We start from the raw sequence: 23,903 nt of genomic DNA, 5'->3' as shown, positions 1-23,903 counted from the left end.
CTTACTTAAATACAAAGATTAACAAGAATGAAATTAACATACCATAAATAGCAGCTGTTTCAGCAATACCAGCACCAAGAATTAACATAGCACGGATTTTACTTTCTGCTTCTGGATTTTTTCCAACTGCCTCTACAGCTTTAGCCGCTGCATAACCTTGTCCAATTGTTGAGAAAATCCCTGTCATAACCGCTAAAGCAGCAGCAATCGCTACTAACCCTCTTCCAACACTAACTGTATCCATTTTAAATCCTCCTTATTCTGAATACTCGACAGCAATTAAAATTGATGTCAATGATATAAATATAAATGCCTGCAAAAATGCAGAAAATAAATCAAAATATAAATGCAATACTGGGGCTACAATAACACCCATAAAGTTGAATCCACCAATTACTGGAACAAAACTACTTAACCACGCTGTAAACGTATAGAGTAATGTCATAATGACCGTTCCCGATAATACGTTCCCAAATAAACGTAATGACAAACTTATGAGCGGTGCAACAGTACCGAAAAAGTTTGGAATTACAAACGGGAAGAATGGTTCAAAGAAACCTTTGATATATCCCTTGGCACCATTCGCGTCAATCTTTGCAATTTGGATGAGAACAAACGTTATAATTGCGAGAACGAGTGTAACACTATAGTTACTTGTCGGTGCTTCTAATCCCGTTAAACCCATCATATTTGCTAAGAGAATGTAAATAAACACACTCCCAATGTACGCCGCCATGCGCTTCCCATGTTTTTCTCCCATGTTCTGCACAGTAAACGTAGTTATGGTTTGAACATAAAGAACGGCTTTAAGGGCTAATCCTTTCGGACGTTCCTCAAGCGTTAAATCTTTAAGTTTAGTACCAATAACATAAAACAAGGCGGAGACAGCAACTGTTAAGATCAAGACTGAATAGAGTTCACTCTGTACCATGCTTATTCTCCTTTGTAAATAATCCCGACATAAATAATATGAGTCGATCAATCAAATACGATGCAGCTAATGCATACGGGTTAATTGCATTAGGAAACATAAATGCAAGCAATAGTGGTAACCATAAGATTACAAATACAAATATGATGTACCGTACATATTTACCTACAGTAAACTGATCTTCATCGAGAATAATCGCATAAAATTTTTCTCTGAAAAATCCTAGCGTTAATAGACATGCCCAGCCAATGAGCCAACCAAGAGTCATTCGCCAATCAAAGAACATCAGAATCATTGCCACAATCGCAATCACACCAACTTTAATTTTCTTTGCCATAAGCACCTCCATAATCTCAAAAAAACCCCGTTTTGTTCGCATCCACTTTCTGTAAAAAAAGTTAGACATTCATAACGGGTTATCGACTCCTTCATTCAACACTGTGAATACGGGTAAATCGTAACACATTGAAGGTTATTTTTCAATGAATAATGCACCGTGGAATGTACAACAACAAGGAAATAAAAGGCTTAAATTTGCCCCTATATAAATAGGATAGAAAAACCAACTTTTTAACGCCTAATTTTAACACAAACTTAACAATTTAAAGTTGTATTTTTATTGTTTATTGACTGTATGCTTGATAAACAATAAAAAAACTGCAATCACCTCAAACAGATGACTGCAGTTTCACATTATTTATTCGCTTGCGAAAGTGGAATCATTGAAAGTTGCACACGTTGTTTTGCTGCATCTACATCAACAACCCAAACCTTCACAACATCACCAACCGCAACGACATCCGTTGGATGCTTAACAAACTGATCACTTAATTTAGAAATATGTACCAGTCCATCTTGCTTAACACCAATATCTACAAATGCTCCAAAGTCGACGACATTACGAACGGTACCGTTGAGTTCCATTCCCAGTTTCAAATCCTCCATCGTTAAAACATCAGAACGTAAAAGCGGACCACTCATCTCATCACGCATATCGCGTCCTGGAGCAATCAACGCTTTAAGAATATCACTGAGTGTCTCTTTACCTAAATCGTATTTCTCAGATAATTTATTGATTGATAATGACTCCAAATGTTTTCGTGTCGCTTCCGTCCCCAAGTCTTTGAGTGCAATTCCCTCATCACTTAAAAGTTGTTTCGTGATGACGTAGGTTTCAGGGTGAATTCCTGTATTATCTAAAATGTTTTTTCCTTTAGGAATGCGAAGAAACCCGATTGCTTGCTCAAATGATTTGGGTCCTAAACGTGGTACTTTTTTGATTTTTGTACGCGAATCAAAAGAGCCATTTTCCTCACGGTACGATACAATATTTTGCGCTGTAGTTTTCGTTAATCCCGCAACATGTTCGAGTAATTGCGGGCTTGCCGTATTCACATCCACACCAACTTGGTTAACTGCTGTTTCAACCACAAAATCTAACTGATTTGTTAAGTTCTTTTGACTCACGTCATGTTGATATTGTCCTACACCAACAGACTTCGGATCAATTTTAACGAGTTCTGCTAATGGATCTTGAATTCTTCGCGCAATACTTACCGCAGATCGTTGTTCAACTTGAAGATCTGGAAATTCTTTACGAGCAATATCACTTGCAGAATAGACGGATGCACCGGCTTCATTAACGATCAGATAGAACGTTTTGGTTTTAACATTCTTAAGGTTTTCCGCGACAAAAACTTCAGACTCACGACTTGCAGTACCATTACCAATAGCAACCATGTCAACGTGATATTTTTCTATAAGATTTATAAAAATTTGTGCAGCTTCACGTTGTTTCTGTGCTGGGGCTGGATTGTGTGGATAGATAACATCGATCGCTAAAACTTTACCAGTTTCATCAACAATTGCCAGTTTACATCCAGTACGATAAGCAGGATCAAATCCCATAACCGTATGGCCCTTTAACGGTGCCTGCAATAACAAATTCCGTAGGTTTTCACCAAAAATTGAAATCGCTTGTTTATCTGCTTCTTCGGTTAACAAATTGCGCACTTCACGTTCTATGGCAGGTTTTATAAACCGTTTATAGCTATCTTCGTATGCATCTCGAACCATTTGAACGGTTGGCGAATCGGTTTTATTCGCGATGATTTGATGATCTAGATAACGCATAATTTTGGTTTCGTCAACGGCAATATCAACCTTAATAACGCCCTCTTTTTCGGCGCGATTCACCGCTAAAACACGGTGAGAAGCAGCATTTTTGACGGGTTGTGTAAATTCATAATACATCTCATACACATGACGTTCATCTTTCGATTCATCTTTAAGTGCTGTTGTTAAAACACCGGTTTTGATTGAAAAATCACGAATCCATTCGCGAAATGCAGGTTCATCCCCAACACGTTCCGCAATAATTTCATGCACGCCTTGGTACACTTCTTCCAACGTATTTAACTCAAATTCATCGCTTAGATACGGTGTTCCGTGTGTTTCAAGGTTGAAATCATAAGGACAAGATAAAACGTAATCGGCTAGTGGCTCCAAGCCTTTTTCCTTTGCAATTGTCGCCTTTGTACGTCGTTTTTGCTTATAAGGACGGTATAAATCTTCAACTTTTTGGAGTACTGCCGCCTTACCAATCTCCAAAGCTAAATCGTCGGTTAACTTACCTTGCTCATCAATAAGACGCAACACTTCCTCTTTACGCGATTCTAACGATTCAAGATATCGATGACGCTCTTCAATTTCACGAATTTGTACTTCATCTAGTGTTCCCGTAACTTCTTTACGGTAACGCGCGATAAAAGGTACTGTATTACCATCAGCTAATAATTTTAAAACCGCATCAATTTGATGCGGACCGTACTCTTTAAGCTCTTTCTTGAGTAAATCAACTATATTTTTTTCCATTTAATTTCCTCACTTCTCCCCCTATTTTAACACACCTTAATCAAAATAAAAAAGCGTGTATCACGCTTTTGAAAATTCTGCTAGTAAGCCTTCATATACAACCTCAAACGCTTCAACTTTCGTGAAATCATAAGGATGCACAAGATAATTAGGGGTTTCCCAAAACACAAGATTAGCCTGTTCCATAACCTCCGCGACAAACTCTGAGCAATAATACCCATTTTCACGCGCGATGCGACGGTTAAACGCCGCACCAACAAGCCCCACAAAATTATAGTGGTATGCATCCATATTTTCCACAAACACCCCGACATTTGCCTTTAAAAGTGCATACGTCTCCGATTCAACATCAAGTTTAAGAACCAAACACCGTGTATTCTTAAATCGCTTAAACGTTCCCTCATAAAAACTCTCCTTCACAAACCCTCCCCAAAAAGGATTGTGAGGTTGTTTCCGACCAAAACTATACAGCGTATGCAACGAAGCATCAAATGATATTGAAACATGATTATACGGAGCACCTGTAACCATCTTGATAATTCGAGTTAAAAGACTCCCTGTATCACTTAACACAATATAAACTTCTTTATGTTCCACAATTCACCTCAAATATTAATGAAAATATTATATCACAACTTTTAACGCAATCCAGTCACCTTGCCATCAACATAATCCATATCCACTGCATTTGGATGCTTTGGTAAACCAGGCATCGTTAAAATGTTGCCGAGTAACACAACTACAAAGCCCGCACCCGCTGCTAATCGGACATCACGCACATGAACAGAAAAGTTTGAAGGTGCATTGAGTTTTTTAGGGTCATCACTGAATGAGGTTTGAGTTTTCGCAATACAAATAGGAAGTCCACTAGGGTATCGTGCTTCAATATCCTTCAGTTTCTCAAGAGCAAGATCCGAATAAGATACGGAATCCGCACGATAAATTTCTTGCGCTACCGTTTCGATTTCTTGTTTAAGATCCCTGCTTAAAGGGTAAAGAGGCTTAAATTGAGATGGTTTGTTACACATTTCGATCACAGCACGTCCCAAGGCTTCACCACCTTTTCCACCTTCAGAAAATACGCTCGTTAAGATCACTTCACATCCAAGCTTATCTCCAAGCTGAATTAAGTATTCGATTTCTGCGTCTGTATCCGATTCAAATTGATTAATTGCGATAACGACATTATCAGAAAACTTTTTCAAATTTTCAAAATGTTGAATTAAATTTTTTGACCCTTCCTTTAGCGCTGCGACATTTTCGCTACTTAATTCAGAAAGAGCAACGCCTCCATTATATTTAAGAGCACGAATTGTCGCAACTAAAACTGTGGCATCTGGGACTAGATTTGCGCTTCGACATTTTATATCATAAAACTTCTCAGCCCCAAGATCAGCCCCAAATCCCGCTTCTGTGACAACATAGTCGCTTAATTTGAGAGCCATTCGTGTCGCAATCACTGAATTACAACCATGCGCAATATTCGCAAACGGTCCACCATGAATCAATGCGGGTGTATTCTCCGTTGTTTGAACTAAATTAGGTTTCATTGCATCTTTTAGAAGCAACGACATTGCACCCACCGCATCAAAATCACGAGCCGTTAAAACAGCTCCATCAAACGTATAACCCACGACAATACGACTTAAACGTTGTTTCAAGTCATCCATATTTTCTGCCAAACATAAAATCGCCATAATCTCTGACGCTACCGTAATGTCAAAAGAAGTTCGATGTGAGACACGCTTACCGATGATTTCCAATTCACGTAAGGAACGATCATTCATATCCATAACACGATGCCAAACAATACGGTTTGGGTCAACGCCCATCTCATTGCCATGATAGATATGGTTATCAACTAAAGCAGCAAGAAGGTTGTGTGCGGACGTAATCGCATGGAAATCTCCTGTAAAGTGAAGATTAATATCATCCATCGGCACAACCTGAGCATAACCACCACCCGTTGCACCGCCTTTCATACCAAAACAAGGACCCAAAGAGGGTTCGCGTAGGGCACTGATTGCAGATACCCCCAAACGGTTTAAAGCCATTGAAAGACCAATATTTACCGTGGTCTTCCCTTCTCCAGCTGGTGTTGGGTTAATGGCAGTCACAAGAATTAACTTCCCCTTCTCAGGACGCTCCATAATATCCAGTGACAGTTTCGCTTTACTTTGTCCGTAAGGTTCAACCAAAGACGCAGATACACCCAGTTTATCCGCCACGGATTGGACCGGTACTCTTTTCGTCATTTCTGATATCTCTACATCTGTTTTCATAAAATTCCTCCTTAAATATAAGAAAGCATAGGAATCCTATGCTTTGGTTAATCGTGATTTGTAAGGTTTTATATAATCCAAAACCTTTTTCAGTACAAAAATCTTAATGGGAAGCATGACTAAAGATTTCGTTACGCGAATTGGTATCATCGCTAGATAACTCTTACCAAGAATCAAACTTAACCAATACGTATTCAATAACAAATTAATCACAATTGTATTAAAAAGTGCAATCCCAATAATAACGGACCAGCTGCAATCTGAATCTTTCAATAATCCATACATCGCTCCAATAATAAACGCAGATAGCGTAAACCCTGGAAAATAGGCACCGCTTTGTGGAAACAGCATCGCTCCTAAGACATCAGCCAGAGCAGCGGCCACCCCACCAAATAACCAACCATATAAATACCCCGCAATCGCCATGGGTACATACGTAAAACTTATCTTAACAATGGGTGTGGGTATTGATAAAAATCGTGAAACAACGACTTGTAGCACCACAAACATCGCAAGATGAGTCAGTTTTCGTGTATTCATCATAAATCCCTCTTTTCTTTGTCAAGCAAAAAGAAAAGGTCTCGCAACGGACGCAATAACACACCGCGCTTTCGCTTCGTCATACAGCAACTTCCCATCTGTATGCACTTAACGCGTGTCATTTACTTTGCTTGATAAATAAAGAATACCAAGACTGCCCTAAGAAATCAACTTATGTTACTATATACTCAAATGAGGTGTATTGACTATGAAAAAAACGAACGCAATGCGCATTCTTGATCAAAAGAAAATAGTATATCAAATGCGCGAATATCAAAGTGATGGCATCAATATTGATGGCATCTCTGTTGCTGAACAAATCCAAGAATCTGTCGAACGGGTCTTTAAAACCATTGTCTTACACAATGGACACAGCTACTATGTAGCTTTAATCCCTGTGGCAGATCATATCGATCTTAAAGCATGTGCTAAAGGATTGGGTGTTAAGAAACTCGAACTGCTCCATGTAAAAGAACTCTTTGATTTGACGGGCTACGTACGCGGTGGTTGTTCTCCGATTGGTATGAAAAAACAATTTCCAACGATTATCGATGAAACCTGTCTGCTCTTTGATACCATCATTTTTTCTGGAGGCCGCATCGGCACACAAATTGAAATGAAACCCGAAACTTTGATTGAACTCATCGGTGCAAAAACAGGTGCCATTACCGCTGTTGAGAATTAATAACATTACCATTCACTAAAATTGATGCATTCAAAAAAAGTAAACACCTTAAATGCGTGTTTACTTTTTTGATGCATGTGTAGAAAACTAGTTGGATAAATCTTGTTCAACATAAACAGTACGTGTTGGAAATGGTAGTGAAATATCATGTGCCTCAAGTGCATAGATAATAACACGTCGCAGATCGCGTTCCACCGCCCAATTCTTACCCACATACGTTTTACATGTAATCCGTATATTTAATGAGCTTTCCTCATATTCTGTAACACCCTGTACAACTGGTGCCTGCATGATTGAACCCGGATTTTGGTAGTGTTTCACGGTATCATTTAAAACTTCTAAAATAGTATCCAGATCTTTATCGTAAGGAACGGGTACATTGACAACCGCAAACATATACTCTTTCGACATATTTGTAACCATCTTAATCTCACCATTGGGTATGATATAAACCTTCCCATCAGTGCCATTGCGTAAACGCGTCGTACGTAATGTGATGTCTTCAACCGTTCCTGTCACATCTGACAACGAAACCACATCACCAACATTAAATTGATTCTCAGATAGAATAAAGAATCCATTAATGACATCCTTTACAAGTTGTTGCGCACCAAACCCTACCGCAACACTTCCAATACTTGTGACCGCAAGAATCGGTTTTGTATCCAATCCAATTGTTTCTAAAATTATGATAAACGCAATGAAATAAACAACATACACCAGTGTTCTTGAAATGATTGGGTATACAGTTCGTTGTTGTTTCCCAAGTGGTACTTTATTTTCAATTTTAATTAAACTTCTACGTATGACTCGAACAATCACAAACACAATAAGCAGCGTTAATGCAATGCTTATCAAACGTAAAACAATCGGTTTTTCAAAAAATAATATGATATTTTCCATAAACTTCAACTCCCTTTAAATAGTTTACCAAGGTTTCGTTTCTAATACAATTCAAAAAGAAACACCACAGTGTTTCTTAATCTTGAAGCTCTTCTGATTTTTCTTCGTCTTTCGGTAATGATTGTTGATCACGACTTCGCTCAATATGGTCATGAATAAATTTCTCTTCTCGCTCATCAATTTTCTCATTCGTCTTTTCAAGAATCGAAATAAGACGGTGTTTTCCTTGAACAGGAAGTGTATCATCACGAACAACATAATTAATACAATATCCAAAAAAGACAACCCATGCAATAATCCAACCTGAAATCAAGAGAATCATCATCGATGCGAGTGGACCGTAGATAGTTTGATAATTCGAGTATTGATTTATATACACAAAGAACAATCGCCCTAATAAAATTAAGACAATTGAAGTAATGGCAGAACCCCAAATTACATCACGAAATCGTGTATATTTGAACGATAACAGTCGATAGAAGAAAACAAAGAAAAATGTAATGACGATCGGTGTCGTAAATTTATTGATAAATGGAACATAGCCGATTAAGATACCAAATGCCATAATCCCTAAAACGATCATAATAAAGTAGACACAGGCTAAAATTCTTAAAAAGAAATGATTGATGTTGACGCCATCTTGTTCACTGCTTAAAAGCAGAAATGAATAGATACTTTTTGATGCAACCCAAATTGATACACCCAGTAATGAAACAATCAACCATAAATTCGATAAATCTGAAGTTTGAATATAGTCCACAAAAGGCAGAATTAAATCCGCCGGTACATATCGTTGTAAGAGTTGAATAATCTGTGATACGTCGTAAACATACGTTCCTACAAACACCACCGATATAATGATAAACGGTGCAATACCAACAATAATTGAATACGCCAAAGCATATGTAAAGAGTGTCCCCTCGTTTGAAGACATCATTTCCATAACGGTTTGGATTTTTTTAATGAATTTTTTCATGCACCACTTCTCCTTATACCAATGTAACAAAAAGACTGGAATAATTCCAGTCTAAATGATTTTTTCGAAAAATGCGTTTACTTTTGATGGATTGGTATCAACCAGTACCTCGCCACCACCAATTAATACAGGTGTCGCCATAATACCGTGTTCTAGAGCGATTGATTTAAAACGTTCAGGATCGTCTTCACGCTTTACCACTTCGATGTGTTCTGCATATTTATTTCGAAGTCCCAACTCTAAGTAATTTTTTAGCGCCATACATTTAGGACAATTGTCCTGAGTTAACATCATTATTTTTGTCATTATCGTGCAATCCTTTCTTTATCAAAGAAGAAGTCATCATCATGTAATGACTCTGATTTCATTTTCTGATAACCATTTCCTTTCATGGAGAAATTATCCATAGTTTTTGTTTCTGTATTTAACCCATTAAGCACAACTGGGTTTACTTCTTCATATTCATAGTATGCATCAAAACCAAGATTCATCATTGCTTTATTCGCATTATAACGAACAAAGATCTTAACGTCGTGTGATAACTCTACCGGATCGTAAATTGCTTCAATCAGCTCTACTTCTTCCTCATAGATTGCATCAAGATAGGTTGTAAGCCATTCATAAAGTGATGCTTGTGTTTCCGCATCAAACTTGCGATACAATTCCATCGCTAAGTTCCCAATGTAAAGTCCATGGATACTCTCATCACGTAAAATCAGATTAATAATTTCACCTGCTTGCATCAACTTCCCTTGACCATAGAAATAAAGCGGATAATAGAAACCACTATAGAAAAGACATGACTCCAAGAATACACTTGCAACCATCGCTTTCCATTGTGCTACATCAAACTCAAAATCATCCACGGGTTCGCCTAAATCAGCATATTGCTTACGATAAGTAAGACGGTCCAGATTTTCATAATAACCAATGATTAATGCGAGAATATTTTGCATATTCTTATTTTGTTCACCCCAACGGTAAAGATCATCAATTTCTTCATTTTTCATATAGGTCATAAAAATATTTGAATAACTTTTCGCATGAACTGCATTTTCCATGGCAGCCATAAAGTTCAATACAGACTTACGTTGATGATACTTGTGGTCAATCGAACGCGACACTACCGGCATTCCGATATCCCCTTGATAGGTATCTAAGAAGGTAAGTACTAATAAGTTTCGGCCGTATGCCAGTTTCACATCTTCAGACAAGCTTGCCCATAGATTTAGATCTGGCTGAAGACTGATATCTTCAGGTCTCCAAAACTGACTTAAATTTTGTTCGTAAAACGTTTGTGTAAAATTATCTTCATGTTCATTCCAATTCGCACCATCATATTCACGATTTGCTTTGATCTCATTAATTTGCTTCAACATCATCGTTTGCCTCCTCCTTAAACTGCACAACTTTCACATTCATCAATTCTTAGTTTTTGTGTTCGTGTATAATACAACGTCTTAATCCCTTGGTAATGTGCATAAAGATAATAACGTTGAAGACTTCGTGTCGTTTCATCTGAAGTGATGCACAGTTCAAACGAAATTCCTTGATCAACATGTTTCTGAGCCGTTGCAATAACGTCAATGATCTTATACTTATCCATTTGGTATGCCGATTCGTACATAAACCCTGCAACATCAGCAGCCGGCATTGGGAAGTATGTTTTTGAGTTTCCATAAGTACGTTCTTCCACAACTTGCTTAATCGGTGTTAAGGAAGGTGTTGCACTCATCACATATGCAATGGATCCATTAGGTGCAACCGCAAGACGGTTAGAGTTATATAAACCATAGGCCATCACATCTTCTTTTAATTGTGCCCAGTCTTCATCCGTTGGGATTTCAACATCTGCTAGTAATCCCTTCACAACTTCAGTTTTAGGTAATACTTGGCCTCGATCGTTGAAATAGCTGCCATCTGCATAAGAACTGCGTTCGAAACCGTAGAATTTTTCTCCCGTTTCTTTCGCTTTTTCCATTGAATGAACAAGACTGTAGTAATTAATCAAACTGAAGAACACATCAATTAAATCAATATCTTCCTCACTTCCGTAAGCAATGAAGTTTTCCGCAATGTAACCATGGTGACCCATGACCCCAAACCCAACACTACGCATAATTCGGTTTGCACGCGCTACGGCAGGAACATGTGCAATATTTGTTTTCTCAGAAACGGAGTTCATAATTTCCATCGCTGCAAATACAGTCTCTTTAATTGAGTTGTTTTTAATCATATTACCCATATGACCGCTTGCAAGATTACATGAAATGTCTAAGCCAATTTCATCTTCATCACGACGGTGGTAATCTCCGTAATGGGAAACAATTGACGGTTGTAAGATTTCTGTACATAGATTTGAAAATTTAATTGGATCTGCAAGTGGATTTTCTTTATTTACGTTATCTGCATACATAATGTAGGGATAACCGGATTCCCCTTGTAATTGCGCAATCATATCAAACAATTTACGCGGATTGATTTTACGTTTACGCACATTAGGATTCTCAACCAATTTGTCATACCATTCATCCATTTTAATCGCAACATCTGAGAAAGGAATGCCATATTCTTTATAAACGGTATGAGGATAGAAAACATACATGTCTTTATCTTCGCGCGCTAATTCAATCATTTTATCCGGCATTACAACACCCATTGAAAGTGTTTTAACGCGTACATCATCATCAGCATTTAATTTTTTTGTTTGTAAAAAATCTTCTATATCTGCATGGAATACGTTGAGATAAACAGCACCCGCACCTTGGCGTTGGCCCATTTGATCAGCATATCGGAAGGCATTATCCAAAAGCTTCGCTACCCCAACAACACCTTTCGCAACATTTGGAATATCTTTAATGGACTCACCCTTTGCACGTAAGTTAGTGAGGTTGATTGAAACACCACCACCTAATTTTGAAAGTTGCATTGCAAACTCTTGAACACGCGCAATGTCATTTAACGAGTCATCCACTTCGAGTAAGAAACATGATACAAATTCACCACGTTTTTTCTTCCCTGTGTTTAAAAGTGTTGGCGTCGCTGGTGTAAAGTCTTGTGCAATTAACGATGTAATCAATTTTTTCGCGAGTTCAAAATCACCATCTGCGTGATAGAGTGCGATAACTGAAAGTCGGTCTTCATATCGTTCTAAAAACACACGTTCTGCATCGATCGATTTCAAAGCATAATCATTATAAAACTTAAATGCTCCCATATATGTTGGGAAACGGAACTTTGCATCGTATGCGATATCATAAACTGCTTGAATTTGTTCAAACGTATACTTTTCTAAAAATTCTGTTTCGTAATAATCATTGGTTGTGAGATATTCGAGTTTTTCTTTTAATGAGTGAAAAAACTGAGTTTTCTTATTGATTTCGTTTAAGAAGTACGAACGTACCGCCTCTTTGTCTTTATTTAGATCTTTAATATTACCATCACCATCAACAATTTGATTATTCAGAATTACCCATTCTGGAATTTGATTTGATTTATTTTGTACTGTCATTTATTTGTCCTCCCCTTATAAGATTCTATCCACGTTTGAACAAGTTCCACATCTTTTGTGAAGCCTGATCCTTCAAACTTTAAAACAAGTTCAATGTTATATTCATGATGAATTTTGTCGCCTGCTGCACCGAAGTTTGTGCCCCAATTGCGATTGCCACCTACTGCAAGGCCAATAACCTTTGCTGCTTCGTGTTCTAAAAATGCTTTGGTCTCTTCCGTTACCTTTCCAAAATCCCAAGATCGGGTTACTAGAAAGATGTCTTCATCTATCGGTTCATAGTCTAAGATATCAATACAAGGAACACCAAGTTTTTCCGCAAATCGTTGACATTGTCCTGTTAAACTGTCAAAAACTACAATCACATCGTCACATCCTTTCGAACTAATTTCATTTAAACATAACCCTCTCGGAAATTCTTGAGTATTGCATGAAATTACAACGAAATTCCAAAATGTAAACTTGAAAGATTAATTAATTAACGATTAACGTTGTTAGTAACTTTGTTTTTCATTTCTCATGGTTTTTTTAAAGTTTTTATGTTTTACCCGTTGACACCAAAAACAGTCTTTAAATCGCGGTTTTGAAACCGCTTAAATTTGTTGCACGACCGTTCGTGCAAAAGTCCCTATGGAACTGAAAAGCACAGGTATGTATGATAAAGGCGAGCAAAGGAAAGAGAGGTGACTCAATGAATACATTAATGGATTGTATTATTGAAATCCCAGAAAAACTAGAGCAATTACGTGATCAACAAAACGTCATTACAACCGCAATCAACCATGCTACAAATGGAGATACTGTACGCAAAGTTGTGGTTATAGGATCTGGTTCATCATACAATACGGCATTCACCACAAAATCATTTGCGGAATCGACATGTCAAATTGAAGTTGAATTAATGTACCCCAGTATTTTCGTTGAACACTACAACTTAGAGTTATGTGATCAAAACGCGCTCTATATCTTCATCTCACAAGGAGGCCAAACAAAACTTGTGTATGAAGCCATACAACGCGCAAATCAATTAGAACTCAAAACTGTTTCAATTACTGAGTCGCTTGATACACCGATTGCAAAAGCGGCTCAAACGGCACTTGAAATGGGCAGCGGAAAAGAACAATTTATGTTTAGAACCCTTGGTTTCTCAACCACATGTACCGTTCTTTATCTGATTTACTTGTCACTTGGTGTTTTAAACAAACAGATTGATCCCACACAATCTGAAGCGATTCTCAAAGACTTAGACGTGATGATTCAAGAACTCCCCCACATTCGCGAATCATCAGATATTTATTATCATGCCAACAAGTCTTATTTCTCAAAGACTGATGCCTATATCTTTTCTGGACCGGGCGCCCTATGGCCCATCGCTCAAGAAGCTGATATTAAGTTTATGGAAATGCTACCCAGTCTTACCAATAGTTTCGAGCTTGAAGAATTAATTCATGGTCCACAAAATATGTTTACAAGCGACCAAGGGTTCTTCTTACTTGCTCATCATGAAAAAGATTTACAAAAAAGCAGGAAGATTCAAAAATTTATAACACAGGAAGTTCATGCACGCTGTATAATTGTCTCAAATACAAACGAAGACGATTTCAACATCAACACGAATTCCACGTATTTTTACCCTCTTGCTTACATGACTTTCTTCCAAGTGCTCGCATATCACATCGCTACGCAACGTGGTCGTGACTTAACAAAAACGATGTATCCACAACTTACGAAATACATCAACAAGACACTTGAAACAAAGGCTCCCTAAATAAGACACCGCGCTACACTTTAAATCGTACAAAGTATCGGTTCTCATAACACACGTTTGTTTAAATCGTAAACGCTATAACTGATGACGACACGAACAATCTCAAAGCATTAGCCGATATTATATAAAGAAGGAGTTTATTATGATACAAAAAATTAGAATTGATGACCGCTTGTTACACGGTCAAGTTGCTTACAGTTGGAAGTCTGCTTTAAATTATGAAGCGATTGTCATCGCAAGTGATGATGCAGCATCCGATCCCATTCGTAAACAAGCACTAAAGCTTGCGAAACCTGACGGCGTGAAACTTGCAATCCGCTCTATTGATGAAGCCATTGCACTTTTAAACAACGAAAAACTTAAAGGTCTCAAGGTATTTGTCGTTACTGCATCCCCACACGATGCACTCAAGCTCTACCAAGGTATTGATGAAACACCTGTCTGTACGTTGGGTGGTGTTCAAATGAAAGATGGTCGTAAAGCCTTTGCACCTGCAGTATACTTCACACCCGAAGAACTTGGTGCAATGGACAACCTCATTACATTAGGAATCTCTGTTGAAGTGAAACAAGTTCCTGATGATAAAGGCAAAGACTTCTCTGATTTACGTCAAAAATATTTAACACAGTAATTAAACAAAAAATATAAGGAGGAAATATCTATGCAAGAAGCGTTACTTGTTGGTCTCGTCGTTGCCTTGGTATGGTTTGTCGAAAAGATGCTCGGAACCCCAATGGCCAATAGACCACTTATTATCTCACCCCTTGTTGGTCTCGTTTTAGGTGATCTACAATCAGGAATTATTATTGGTGCAAGTCTTGAACTCGTCTTTATGGGAGCTATCCAAGTTGGTGCGGCGGTACCACCCGATGTGCTCATTGGTTCTGCACTTGGTACAGCTTTCGCAATCTTATCCGGTCAAGGATCTGAAATTGCGCTCGCACTCGCATTACCGATTGCAATTCTCGCTCAATCTTTAAAAGTTATTATCTTTATCGTTCGATCATGGTTTATGGACTTTGCCATGAAGCTTGCGGAAAATGCGAATATTAAAGGCATGTTTGCACTTAATATTGGTGGACTTTTACTACATTGTCTTATGTACTTCACCGTAGCATTTATCGCTGTACTCTTTGGTGCAAGTGCAGTTGAGGGTTTTGTTCAAGCAATTCCTACTAATCTTATGAACGGTCTTGAAGTTGCTGGAAAATTACTTCCTGCAGTAGGATTCGCATTATTACTACAACCAATGATGAATGGAAAGAACATCCTTTACTTTATTCTTGGATTTATTCTAATCGCTTATCTTGAGTTACCAATCTTAGCCGTAACCTTATTTGGTGTTATCCTTGCATTCATTATTGTATTTGAAGTCGGACAGACACCTACAGCCATACAGCATGATGAATTGGAGGACTTATTCGATGAATAAAATTGAAACAACAAAAGAAGACAAGAAATTATTTAGAGAAATATTTTGGTATTCATTCTTACTTGAAAATTCATATAACTATGAACGCCAACAAGGTCTTGGATTTGCCGTTGGTATGTGGCCTGCAATTAAACGCTTCTATCACACAAAAGAAGATCGTGCCGATGCCCTTGTCCGTCATATGCAAATCTTTAATACGACACCACATGTCGTATCCGCAATTACCGGTGTTGCGACTGCACTTGAAAAAGAAGCAAGTCAAAACCCTGATTTTGATAAGAATACCATCAACAGCATTAAGATTTCATTAATGGGTCCTTTTGCCGGTATTGGTGATTCCTTCTTCTGGGGTACCATTCGTATTATCGCTACCGCAATTGCATTACCTTTATCCCAACAAGGAAATATCCTTGGTCCAATTCTATTCTTAATCGCATTTAATGTACCTCACTTAATCGTTCGATACCTTGGTGGTGTCTTTGGATATAAATTCGGTACAAACCTTATGGATAGTGCTTCAGAATCCGGGATTTTCGCTAAAATAACAAAAGCCGCAACGATTGTTGGATTAATGGTTATTGGGGGTATGAGTGCTCAAATGGTTAAACTTAAAACCATCGTAGCCTTCTCATTCAACGATACCGAGTTTCTCCTCCAACAATACATTGACCAAATATTCCCGTTACTTCTACCACTACTTTATACATTACTCATGTTCCACTTATTAAAGAACAAGAAAAAGAGTTCCATGTTCTTACTCCTTGTCACCATTGCATTTGGTATCATTGGGTCATATATTGGATTACTCTAATTGCACAAGTTAAGATGTTGCGTTATCGTAAAGATACGCAACATCTTTTTTTAAGGAGGACTTATGGAATTCACAAATCGTCAACTGATCATCATGCACCATCTTGCCCAAGGCAACACTGTTACAGCCCAAGAACTTGCGCTTTCAAGTAATGTATCCATACGAACGATCAAGAAGGAAATCCAAATCCTTCGCGAGATCTTAAAGTCATATCAAATTGAAGTCAGTTCGATTCCAGGACACGGATACCGCCTCAATCCATTAGATGAAGATCAGGAAGAAAAAATATTTGAAAATATTGGTTCGATCAGTCTTATTCGACGCATGAATAGCTTTTCTCGAAATAATTCAGAGCGTGTTTCATATCTTATTCGAACACTCTTAGAAGCTTCTGACTATCTTAAAATTGAGGACCTCGCTGAACGTATGTTTGTAAGTCGTACAACCATCCACAATGACCTTAAGGATGTTCGACTACAACTGCGCCGGTTTCAACTCGAACTCAAATCACGTCCTGCATACGGACTTAAATTAACGGGTTCTGAGTTCAACCTTCGCCTTGCCTTTGCGGAATACTTTTTCCATAACACCTTAAGTCTTGTCGAGTCTAAAGAAAAGGAACCCTTTATCTTAAACAAAGACACTCTCTTTAAAACCGAAGAAATTGTTAAGGAATCATGTTTCAAGGTAAACATTCTTCTTTCCGACTTCTCCCTCCAAAACATTGCGGTCCATATACTCATTCTCTTTAAGCGACGTCGTGAAGGCCATCGCATTGATATCCACAAAACCACCGATTCACTGCTCCTTCCACTTGCTCGAACCATAGCGAATGCGGTAAGTACCCTTCTAAACGAAGTTGTCCTTGAAAAACCAGAATTACTTTATCTTGCCATTCACCTTGACAGCAAACAAATCATTGCTCACTCAGGTAAAACAGATGCTCAAGATGAAGCGCTTATCTACGATATCTTTACAGAGATTGATAATAACTTCGCTATCAACTTTTTGGACAACCATGAACTCTTTCGCTATCTTTTATTACACATACCTCAAATGATTAAGCGCATCCAAAACGGTCTTACCATAAGAAATCCCTTAATCCATCGAAATTTACGAGAATTTCTCTTTGCCGCAAAAGTAACTATATCCGCGGTATCGGTTATCGAAGCAAATTATCCAGATATCTCCATCAATCTTGATGAGTTTGGTTACTTACTACTCTATTTCCAAGGAGCACTGATGACTCGACGCCACCAACAAACTCTTAATATAGGTTTTATCGGTGGAAATGGTCGATCTGAAACCATTGTATACGGGCAAACCTTGCGCGAATACTTTAAAAATGACCACATTACAGTCAGTGTATACGGCTCACTCCAAGAAATTACCCAAGATCTCGACATTGGAGTCTCAATGGCCAAAATGAGCATTCCACAAGCCCGAGAAGTTGTCGCAATCGAAGATGGCAACTACCTCACCCATATCGAACAAAAAATTAAACAATTTGACCTAGCCGAAGCAGATTTAGACCATTACCTCAAACCACAGTATGTCATTTACAACCTCCCTGGCAACAACAAAGAACAAGTACTCCACAACCTAACAGATACGATGAATACCATGAACTTACTCAAACCTCACTATGATTCAAACCCCTTCGCTACCCACGAAATCGGACACAACCTTGTCCACCTTCAAGATCTAAAAAAACATGTCGATCGCGCGTTGTGTTTTGTGGCTGTGTTAGAAAAACCAATTATTTGGGACAAAAGTGAAGTTCACGTTCTTTTCCTTATTAAAACAAAACGAGATGGAGATCATGACCTCTTCTACCTTTGCGATCGCTTTTCAAAATGGTCCATGGATCGCTTTAAAGTCCAACAACTTATCGAAGGTCAGTCCTTTGATGATTTCAAACAAGCCCTTCTATCCAGTTAGCGCATGACTTGTCCCCAAACCTCACATCATGTATGATGTTTTCATATTTAAGACGTAAGGAGTACTCAAAATGATACATAGATTTATTGATAACGGAAGTGATAAAACACTTGTTTTATTTCATGGAACCGGTGGTGATGAAACCGTATTGCTGCCTGTAGCGAAAATGGTAGCGCCAACGATGAATCACCTTTCCATTCGCGGTGATGTTGTTACCTTTGGAAAACGTCGTTTCTCCGCCGTACAAAGTGAAACACAAATTCTAGATGAAGAAGATTTGCTGGGTCGTGTTGATACCATTCTCGAAACAGTGCAGACATTAAAAGAAACATACGATCTGGGTGAACTTTGGGCATTAGGATTTTCCAATGGAGCCAATACCATAGCCGCCTTAATCCTTGAACAAGTTACCCCTTTTAAAAAGTGTGTGTTGTTAAGACCCATGAACTTTACAAGCGATACACACGAACTTGATTTAAAAGACATGGATATTTTAATTCATAGTGGTCGATTTGATGATATAATTCCATATGAAAGTGCCGTAGCTTTAGAAAAACGCCTCATCAATAACAATGCTCGTGTTACACACCGCATTTATGAGCTTGATCACCGTATGCGCGCTTACGAAATAGAAGAAATCAAACAATGGTTTGATATGGAGCTGACAATATGAATAACCCTTATGAAATCCTCAATGCATCACAAAACTTTGTGGTTGTAGGAATCAACAACAAACCCGAAACCTACGCAAATCGTATCTATAAGTTATTAGAACGAAAAAACAAAACAGTTATCGGTGTCAATCCAAACTATACTGAAATTGACGGTAAGACCATTTATCCTTCATTTTTAGAAATCACCGATGCCGTCGACGTTGCTGTGATGGTTGTAAATCCTAAGATTGGACTGAATATGCTGGAATCTATTAAAGAAAAAGGCATCAACGTTCTGTGGCTTCAACCCGGCACCGTTAACGATGCTTTACGTACCAAAGCACAAGAACTCGAACTTAATGTAATTGAAGCCTGTGTGCTTGCGGAATACGCTCAAAACGAAAAATAAACACGTTAAAAACGGAACATCACCCAATATAGGATGATGTTCCGTTTTTTTTATTATCTATTTTACAAGTAATGTTCGTAATTCAGCCATACGTTCGCCAAATTTCTCAAGCGTAGTATCAACAGCAGTCGATTCAGTCATATCCACGCCCGCCTTACGAAGGACATTAATAGGATAATCCGAACTTCCTGACTTCAAGAAATCAAGATAAGGTGTCGCATCACCACCATTATATATTGTTTCACTGAATAAAGTTGCTGCACTAAATCCTGTAGCATATTGGTAAACATAGTAATTGTAGTAGAAATGAGGGATGCGTGCCCACTCATAACCAATTTCTTCAGTGCTGATTGATTCACCATAATAGAATTGATTGAGTTTATAGTAAGACTCAATCAGATAATCAGCCGTTAAAGCAACGCCCTCTTGGTCTGATTTATGAATAAGGTGTTCAAACTCAGCAAACTGCGTTTGACGGAACACCGTGCCTTTAACCGTGTCTAAATAGTGATTCAACAAGTAAGCACGAACCTTTGGATCCTCATATTGATCCAACAAATAATTCAACAGCAAATTCTCATTCGTTGTGGAAGCAACTTCAGCAACAAAAATAGAATAATCTCCGTAAATATAAGGTTGATACTTACGCGTAAAGTACGAGTGAACACTGTGTCCAAGCTCATGAGCAAGAGTAAACACATTATCTATATTTTCTTGCCAGTTTAAAAGAATATACGGTGCACTTCCATAAGTACCTGAAGAATAGGCTCCCGATCGTTTTCCTTTATTCTCAACAACATCAATCCAGCGTTCATCAAAGGCACGTTTCAACACAGCACAATATTCTTCTCCAAGAACACTCAATGCGTCCAAAATCACTTCTTGTGCTTCTTCATACGTAAACTTCAAATCCACTTCATCAACCATTGGGACATAAATATCATACATTTGAATATCATCAATACCCAATGCCTCTTCACGAAGGGCTACATAATCATGCAGTAAGTTAATATTATTATGAATTCCTTCTAAAAGGGAATCATAAACTTCTTCGTCAATATTATTTGCGGCAAGAGCAGCTTGACGAGCCGACGCATAATTACGGATTGTTGCATTGAAATTATGAACCTTAACATTTCCCGACAGCGTACTTGCAAGAGTATTCTTTAAATTACCATAAGTTGTTTGCATCGCTTTGAAAGCATCTTCACGAACACGTCGATCTGCACTTTCCATTAACAGTGAATAACGACCGTGTGATAATTGAACATCATTTCCCGATTCATCTTTAATTGTAGGGAATTGAATATCTGCATTATTCAACATGCCAAATGTCTGCGAAGAAACACCAAAGATTTCTCCTAATGAGGCAAGAATGCGTTCTTCTTTTTCACTAAGAATATGTGGTCTTGATTTGAAAAGACGATCAAATTCATGATTATATAAACTGAGTGCTTCATTCGATTCAAGATATTCTCGAATTACAGCTTCATCGGCAGATAAAATCTCTGCTTCATAGAACGAAAAACTTGATCCAAATTGCGCAAGAAGCGATTGCACGCGCGCATTCATTGCTTGATACTTAGGGTTTGTGGTATCGACATCAAAACTTAAATGTGCATAAACATATAAAAACTCAATACGATAACTTAATTCATCACGAAACTTAAGACCCGCTAACAAACTTTCAGCGCTTTTCGTTAAAGTACCACGGTATGCAGCCACTTCACTTAAGTCATTTTGAATCGCATCAAATTCTGTATTCCATGCGTCATCATCTTTAAACATCGGTGTTAAATCCCATGTATCTTTTATATCCACTTCACTACGAAGTGGTAATTCATATTTATCCGACATAAATACACCTCTTATCTATAGCGGTTTTACCCGTTACATCTATTTTACCACAAGACGATTATCTGTGCGAAAAAACACACAAAACTCGAGTATACAAAAAAAACTCACTTCCTAAGAAGCGAGGTTATTGACACTATGGTGACCCGTACGGGATTCGAACCCGTGAATGCATGCGTGAAAGGCATGTGAGTTAACCGTTTCTCCAACGGGCCATATAAATGGCGCTTGTTGCAGGACTCGAACCTGCGACCCACTGGTTAACAGCCAGTTGCTCTACCGACTGAGCTAAACAAGCATCACTTAAGTGCTCATAAAATATACCATACCAGAAACCACTTGGCAAGCCTTATTTCACAAATAAATCATACTTTTATAGAAACTTTAAATTCTGTGAATTTCAGTCACAATTCCTAAGATCACATACATAAAAAAAGTTACATCGTAATGATGTAACTTGTTATTTACACTATGGTGACCCGTACGGGATTCGAACCCGTGAATGCATGCGTGAAAGGCATGTGAGTTAACCGTTTCTCCAACGGGCCATATAAATGGCGCTTGTTGCAGGACTCGAACCTGCGACCCACTGGTTAACAGCCAGTTGCTCTACCGACTGAGCTAAACAAGCATCGCTTAAGTGCTCATAAAATATACCATACCCATTCCTACTTAGCAACCTTTTTCAGTAAAAATAATCGATTATTTTACCTTTTTTTAAAGGTGTGATTTAAGGTCGTCAAAATCGGCTGATTTACGCTTCAATTTCAATCGAAAGATTGATTATGATTTATTATAACCTTGGATGCGTACGCAAAGAAAAACCTCATCGTGATGATGAGGTTTGTTATTTACACTATGGTGACCCGTACGGGATTCGAACCCGTGAATGCATGCGTGAAAGGCATGTGAGTTAACCGTTTCTCCAACGGGCCATATAAATGGCGCTTGTTGCAGGACTCGAACCTGCGACCCACTGGTTAACAGCCAGTTGCTCTACCGACTGAGCTAAACAAGCATCGCCAAGTGCTTATAAAATATACCATACTAATATTGCCTTGACAAGCATATTTTAAAAATAGTTTAAGTTTTTTCAATTATTTCGATATGTGTTGGTTTTGGGACCAAGATTTGAGACGGTTGTCGCCTTGGAAGACAGAAAACCGCTACAAATAAGAGGCTTGTTTGTACTGCAAATAATGGAATATCAAATATTCCGTACATAATGGTCGCTACTAAAACGCCCAACGCTAACGGATAATCAAGATAATATGCATTTAAGTACACATCACGTAACTTACCAATTAAAAACGATACAAGAATAATAGTTCCACAAATACCAAAACTTAAGAAACTCTCGATAAAAATATTGTGCGCATCAATATTATCGAAAAGCAGTGCATAGGTAAACATCCCTTTACCAAACCAAGGTTCTTTTAATATTTGATGAATTGCTTTGTCCCAAATTTCGAGTCGAATTCCACTATGTTCCGCAATTTGCATAAATCGTGGAAATAGATCCGGTCTTGAAAGAATAAACAAGGTTAAAAGTGCTCCAAGAAGGATCATCACTTTAAATTGCGTCCACTTCCTTTGAACCAGTATTACCGTTAGAAGACCAAACATCAAGGCTACGATAATAGATCGAGTACCTGTTAGAAACATTGCATAGAGGTTAATGATAAAGGCCCCTGCATAGAATGCACCCAATCGATAGTTTTTAAATGTAATTTGAAATTGAAGTTGATTAAAACAAACCAACAGAACAATCAGAAGAACAAAAGCATAAAGGTTGGGATTATCAAACGTTGAATATGCTCTAAAATATCCATCACCATAAAATGGTAGATGACCCATTTGAATTACACCATCAAATAAACTCATAAATGATTTATACCAAAATGGTCGCCAGCGAATAAAATTAAAGAAAAAGTTAAATAAGGAACACCAAACAATATAATATTGCATCTTCATGTATTCCTTAGGACTCATTCTTCGATTTAAAACAAATGCATAGGCTACTAAGATAATTAGGTACATAGTCCCCATGATCCCCTGCATATTCTTGTTTAAGACCGCTACAATGAGGAGATACGCCCATAAAATCCAGAACAGACTCCATTTATAGCCTTTATATCGAATCCATTCGTACAATACAAAAATTCCCGCCACAATAACCGCTGGATATAACAAATAATCTGGTAAGAATAGCACCATAATCATCAAAAAAATTACATTTTCAGATAACAGCGTTCTTACTTTTGTACTGAAGTCTTTAATTATTTTCATCATATATATTTTACCACATTAAAAAGTGACGACTATTACAATAG

The 23,903-nt window shown here is 37.9% G+C and carries 23 protein-coding genes, 6 tRNA genes and 1 riboswitch; of the genes, 8 read left to right on the top strand and 21 right to left on the bottom strand.

Annotation, left to right across the window (positions count from 1 at the left end):
* Position 1: 1 nt before the first annotated feature.
* From atpE to EL194_RS05255, 7 genes are all read right to left on the bottom strand, one after another.
* A complete protein-coding gene (atpE, locus tag EL194_RS05285; RefSeq protein WP_003775506.1) occupies positions 2 to 244 on the bottom strand; it encodes an ATP synthase F0 subunit C in 243 nt (80 codons plus the stop codon).
* 12 nt (positions 245 to 256) lie between these two features.
* Positions 257 to 931: a F0F1 ATP synthase subunit A gene (locus EL194_RS05280; RefSeq protein ID WP_003775507.1), complete on the bottom strand. Its 675-nt coding sequence runs from the start codon at positions 929 to 931 to the stop codon at positions 257 to 259.
* The gene (locus EL194_RS05275; RefSeq protein WP_013852633.1) at positions 918 to 1,268 is read right to left on the bottom strand and encodes a hypothetical protein; all 351 of its coding nucleotides are present in this window, start codon (positions 1,266 to 1,268) and stop codon (positions 918 to 920) included. The genes EL194_RS05280 and EL194_RS05275 overlap by 14 nt, the downstream gene beginning before the upstream one ends.
* Positions 1,269 to 1,624: 356 nt before the next feature.
* The gene (locus EL194_RS05270) at positions 1,625 to 3,805 is read right to left on the bottom strand and encodes a Tex family protein (RefSeq protein ID WP_003775510.1); all 2,181 of its coding nucleotides are present in this window, start codon (positions 3,803 to 3,805) and stop codon (positions 1,625 to 1,627) included.
* Between the two features lie 60 nt (positions 3,806 to 3,865).
* On the bottom strand, positions 3,866 to 4,402 hold the full coding sequence (locus EL194_RS05265) for a hypothetical protein (RefSeq protein WP_003775512.1): 537 nt from the start codon (positions 4,400 to 4,402) through the stop codon (positions 3,866 to 3,868).
* Between the two features lie 41 nt (positions 4,403 to 4,443).
* Positions 4,444 to 6,087: a formate--tetrahydrofolate ligase gene (locus EL194_RS05260; RefSeq protein ID WP_003775514.1), complete on the bottom strand. Its 1,644-nt coding sequence runs from the start codon at positions 6,085 to 6,087 to the stop codon at positions 4,444 to 4,446.
* Positions 6,088 to 6,123: 36 nt separating this feature from the next.
* Positions 6,124 to 6,630: a folate family ECF transporter S component gene (locus EL194_RS05255; RefSeq protein WP_003775516.1), complete on the bottom strand. Its 507-nt coding sequence runs from the start codon at positions 6,628 to 6,630 to the stop codon at positions 6,124 to 6,126.
* 39 nt (positions 6,631 to 6,669) lie between these two features.
* A riboswitch (THF riboswitch) is annotated at positions 6,670 to 6,759 on the bottom strand.
* A gap of 76 nt (positions 6,760 to 6,835) precedes the next feature.
* Between EL194_RS05255 and ybaK the strand changes: the two genes are divergently transcribed.
* Complete coding sequence (gene ybaK / locus EL194_RS05250) at positions 6,836 to 7,312, top strand: Cys-tRNA(Pro) deacylase (protein ID WP_003775518.1); 477 nt, start codon at positions 6,836 to 6,838, stop codon at positions 7,310 to 7,312.
* An 87-nt stretch (positions 7,313 to 7,399) separates the two neighbouring features.
* Here the strand turns inward: ybaK and EL194_RS05245 are convergent, their stop codons facing one another.
* The 6 genes from EL194_RS05245 to nrdI form a co-directional block, all read right to left on the bottom strand.
* Positions 7,400 to 8,215, bottom strand: coding sequence for a mechanosensitive ion channel family protein (locus EL194_RS05245; protein ID WP_003775520.1), 816 nt, complete (start codon positions 8,213 to 8,215; stop codon positions 7,400 to 7,402).
* Between the two features lie 76 nt (positions 8,216 to 8,291).
* Positions 8,292 to 9,191: a YihY/virulence factor BrkB family protein gene (locus EL194_RS05240; protein ID WP_003775522.1), complete on the bottom strand. Its 900-nt coding sequence runs from the start codon at positions 9,189 to 9,191 to the stop codon at positions 8,292 to 8,294.
* Positions 9,192 to 9,242: 51 nt separating this feature from the next.
* The gene (locus tag EL194_RS05235) at positions 9,243 to 9,497 is read right to left on the bottom strand and encodes a glutaredoxin family protein (protein WP_003775524.1); all 255 of its coding nucleotides are present in this window, start codon (positions 9,495 to 9,497) and stop codon (positions 9,243 to 9,245) included.
* Positions 9,497 to 10,573, bottom strand: a complete 1,077-nt coding sequence (gene nrdF, locus EL194_RS05230; RefSeq protein WP_003775526.1) for a class 1b ribonucleoside-diphosphate reductase subunit beta — start codon at positions 10,571 to 10,573, stop codon at positions 9,497 to 9,499. The genes EL194_RS05235 and nrdF overlap by 1 nt, the downstream gene beginning before the upstream one ends.
* Positions 10,574 to 10,587: 14 nt before the next feature.
* Entirely contained in the window at positions 10,588 to 12,702 is a 2,115-nt protein-coding gene (gene nrdE / locus EL194_RS05225; RefSeq protein ID WP_003775529.1) for a class 1b ribonucleoside-diphosphate reductase subunit alpha, read from the bottom strand.
* Positions 12,699 to 13,067, bottom strand: coding sequence for a class Ib ribonucleoside-diphosphate reductase assembly flavoprotein NrdI (gene nrdI, locus EL194_RS05220; RefSeq protein WP_003775531.1), 369 nt, complete (start codon positions 13,065 to 13,067; stop codon positions 12,699 to 12,701). The genes nrdE and nrdI overlap by 4 nt, the downstream gene beginning before the upstream one ends.
* A 326-nt stretch (positions 13,068 to 13,393) precedes the next feature.
* Between nrdI and EL194_RS05215 the strand changes: the two genes are divergently transcribed.
* The 7 genes from EL194_RS05215 to EL194_RS05185 all read left to right on the top strand — a co-directional run bounded on the left by EL194_RS05215 (position 13,394) and on the right by EL194_RS05185 (position 19,716).
* Positions 13,394 to 14,470, top strand: coding sequence for an SIS domain-containing protein (locus EL194_RS05215; protein ID WP_013852629.1), 1,077 nt, complete (start codon positions 13,394 to 13,396; stop codon positions 14,468 to 14,470).
* 142 nt (positions 14,471 to 14,612) lie between these two features.
* Positions 14,613 to 15,101, top strand: coding sequence for a PTS system mannose/fructose/N-acetylgalactosamine-transporter subunit IIB (locus tag EL194_RS05210; protein ID WP_003775534.1), 489 nt, complete (start codon positions 14,613 to 14,615; stop codon positions 15,099 to 15,101).
* Between the two features lie 30 nt (positions 15,102 to 15,131).
* Positions 15,132 to 15,902: a PTS mannose/fructose/sorbose/N-acetylgalactosamine transporter subunit IIC gene (locus EL194_RS05205; RefSeq protein WP_003775537.1), complete on the top strand. Its 771-nt coding sequence runs from the start codon at positions 15,132 to 15,134 to the stop codon at positions 15,900 to 15,902.
* The gene (locus EL194_RS05200) at positions 15,895 to 16,713 is read left to right on the top strand and encodes a PTS system mannose/fructose/sorbose family transporter subunit IID (protein WP_003775540.1); all 819 of its coding nucleotides are present in this window, start codon (positions 15,895 to 15,897) and stop codon (positions 16,711 to 16,713) included. The genes EL194_RS05205 and EL194_RS05200 overlap by 8 nt, the downstream gene beginning before the upstream one ends.
* 63 nt (positions 16,714 to 16,776) lie before the next feature.
* The gene (locus EL194_RS05195) at positions 16,777 to 18,654 is read left to right on the top strand and encodes a BglG family transcription antiterminator (protein WP_003775541.1); all 1,878 of its coding nucleotides are present in this window, start codon (positions 16,777 to 16,779) and stop codon (positions 18,652 to 18,654) included.
* 70 nt (positions 18,655 to 18,724) lie between these two features.
* The gene (locus EL194_RS05190) at positions 18,725 to 19,327 is read left to right on the top strand and encodes an alpha/beta hydrolase (protein ID WP_003775544.1); all 603 of its coding nucleotides are present in this window, start codon (positions 18,725 to 18,727) and stop codon (positions 19,325 to 19,327) included.
* Entirely contained in the window at positions 19,324 to 19,716 is a 393-nt protein-coding gene (locus EL194_RS05185) for a CoA-binding protein (RefSeq protein ID WP_003775545.1), read from the top strand. Before EL194_RS05190 ends, EL194_RS05185 begins: the two co-directional genes overlap by 4 nt.
* Positions 19,717 to 19,773: 57 nt before the next feature.
* Here EL194_RS05185 and pepF read toward each other — a convergent pair whose 3' ends face one another.
* The 8 genes from pepF to EL194_RS05145 form a co-directional block, all read right to left on the bottom strand.
* Positions 19,774 to 21,573 (bottom strand): oligoendopeptidase F, encoded by a 1,800-nt coding sequence (gene pepF, locus EL194_RS05180; protein ID WP_003775546.1) that lies wholly within the window; start codon positions 21,571 to 21,573, stop codon positions 19,774 to 19,776.
* Between the two features lie 136 nt (positions 21,574 to 21,709).
* Positions 21,710 to 21,785: transfer RNA gene (locus EL194_RS05175), tRNA-Glu, on the bottom strand.
* 7 nt (positions 21,786 to 21,792) lie between these two features.
* Positions 21,793 to 21,868: transfer RNA gene (locus EL194_RS05170), tRNA-Asn, on the bottom strand.
* A gap of 174 nt (positions 21,869 to 22,042) precedes the next feature.
* Positions 22,043 to 22,118, bottom strand: a tRNA-Glu gene (locus EL194_RS05165).
* Positions 22,119 to 22,125: 7 nt separating this feature from the next.
* A tRNA-Asn gene (locus tag EL194_RS05160) sits at positions 22,126 to 22,201 on the bottom strand.
* Between the two features lie 228 nt (positions 22,202 to 22,429).
* A tRNA-Glu gene (locus EL194_RS05155) sits at positions 22,430 to 22,505 on the bottom strand.
* A 7-nt stretch (positions 22,506 to 22,512) separates the two neighbouring features.
* Positions 22,513 to 22,588, bottom strand: a tRNA-Asn gene (locus EL194_RS05150).
* Between the two features lie 65 nt (positions 22,589 to 22,653).
* Positions 22,654 to 23,862 (bottom strand): O-antigen ligase family protein, encoded by a 1,209-nt coding sequence (locus EL194_RS05145; protein WP_003775547.1) that lies wholly within the window; start codon positions 23,860 to 23,862, stop codon positions 22,654 to 22,656.
* Positions 23,863 to 23,903 lie beyond the last annotated feature (41 nt).

Source organism: Erysipelothrix rhusiopathiae, assembly GCF_900637845.1.
Taxonomy (GTDB): Bacteria; Bacillota_I; Bacilli_A; order Erysipelotrichales; family Erysipelotrichaceae; genus Erysipelothrix; species Erysipelothrix rhusiopathiae.
Note: the sequence above shows the minus strand (reverse complement) of the source record. Positions and strands in the feature narration are given on the sequence as shown.

Bases quoted from the DNA above. Each gene is read 5' to 3' on its own strand.
- EL194_RS05255 (WP_003775516.1), bottom strand. From the start codon at position 6,630: ATGATGAATACACGAAAACTGACTCATCTTGCGATGTTTGTGGTGCTA.
- ybaK (WP_003775518.1), top strand. From the start codon at position 6,836: ATGAAAAAAACGAACGCAATGCGCATTCTTGATCAAAAGAAAATAGTA.
- EL194_RS05235 (WP_003775524.1), bottom strand. From the start codon at position 9,497: ATGACAAAAATAATGATGTTAACTCAGGACAATTGTCCTAAATGTATG.
- pepF (WP_003775546.1), bottom strand. From the start codon at position 21,573: ATGTCGGATAAATATGAATTACCACTTCGTAGTGAAGTGGATATAAAA.
- EL194_RS05145 (WP_003775547.1), bottom strand. From the start codon at position 23,862: ATGATGAAAATAATTAAAGACTTCAGTACAAAAGTAAGAACGCTGTTA.
- EL194_RS05280 (WP_003775507.1), bottom strand. From the start codon at position 931: ATGGTACAGAGTGAACTCTATTCAGTCTTGATCTTAACAGTTGCTGTC.
- EL194_RS05205 (WP_003775537.1), top strand. From the start codon at position 15,132: ATGCAAGAAGCGTTACTTGTTGGTCTCGTCGTTGCCTTGGTATGGTTT.
- EL194_RS05260 (WP_003775514.1), bottom strand. From the start codon at position 6,087: ATGAAAACAGATGTAGAGATATCAGAAATGACGAAAAGAGTACCGGTC.
- EL194_RS05210 (WP_003775534.1), top strand. From the start codon at position 14,613: ATGATACAAAAAATTAGAATTGATGACCGCTTGTTACACGGTCAAGTT.
- EL194_RS05195 (WP_003775541.1), top strand. From the start codon at position 16,777: ATGGAATTCACAAATCGTCAACTGATCATCATGCACCATCTTGCCCAA.
- EL194_RS05270 (WP_003775510.1), bottom strand. From the start codon at position 3,805: ATGGAAAAAAATATAGTTGATTTACTCAAGAAAGAGCTTAAAGAGTAC.
- atpE (WP_003775506.1), bottom strand. From the start codon at position 244: ATGGATACAGTTAGTGTTGGAAGAGGGTTAGTAGCGATTGCTGCTGCT.
- nrdF (WP_003775526.1), bottom strand. From the start codon at position 10,573: ATGATGTTGAAGCAAATTAATGAGATCAAAGCAAATCGTGAATATGAT.
- EL194_RS05200 (WP_003775540.1), top strand. From the start codon at position 15,895: ATGAATAAAATTGAAACAACAAAAGAAGACAAGAAATTATTTAGAGAA.
- EL194_RS05245 (WP_003775520.1), bottom strand. From the start codon at position 8,215: ATGGAAAATATCATATTATTTTTTGAAAAACCGATTGTTTTACGTTTG.
- nrdE (WP_003775529.1), bottom strand. From the start codon at position 12,702: ATGACAGTACAAAATAAATCAAATCAAATTCCAGAATGGGTAATTCTG.
- EL194_RS05240 (WP_003775522.1), bottom strand. From the start codon at position 9,191: ATGAAAAAATTCATTAAAAAAATCCAAACCGTTATGGAAATGATGTCT.
- EL194_RS05275 (WP_013852633.1), bottom strand. From the start codon at position 1,268: ATGGCAAAGAAAATTAAAGTTGGTGTGATTGCGATTGTGGCAATGATT.
- EL194_RS05185 (WP_003775545.1), top strand. From the start codon at position 19,324: ATGAATAACCCTTATGAAATCCTCAATGCATCACAAAACTTTGTGGTT.
- EL194_RS05215 (WP_013852629.1), top strand. From the start codon at position 13,394: ATGAATACATTAATGGATTGTATTATTGAAATCCCAGAAAAACTAGAG.
- EL194_RS05190 (WP_003775544.1), top strand. From the start codon at position 18,725: ATGATACATAGATTTATTGATAACGGAAGTGATAAAACACTTGTTTTA.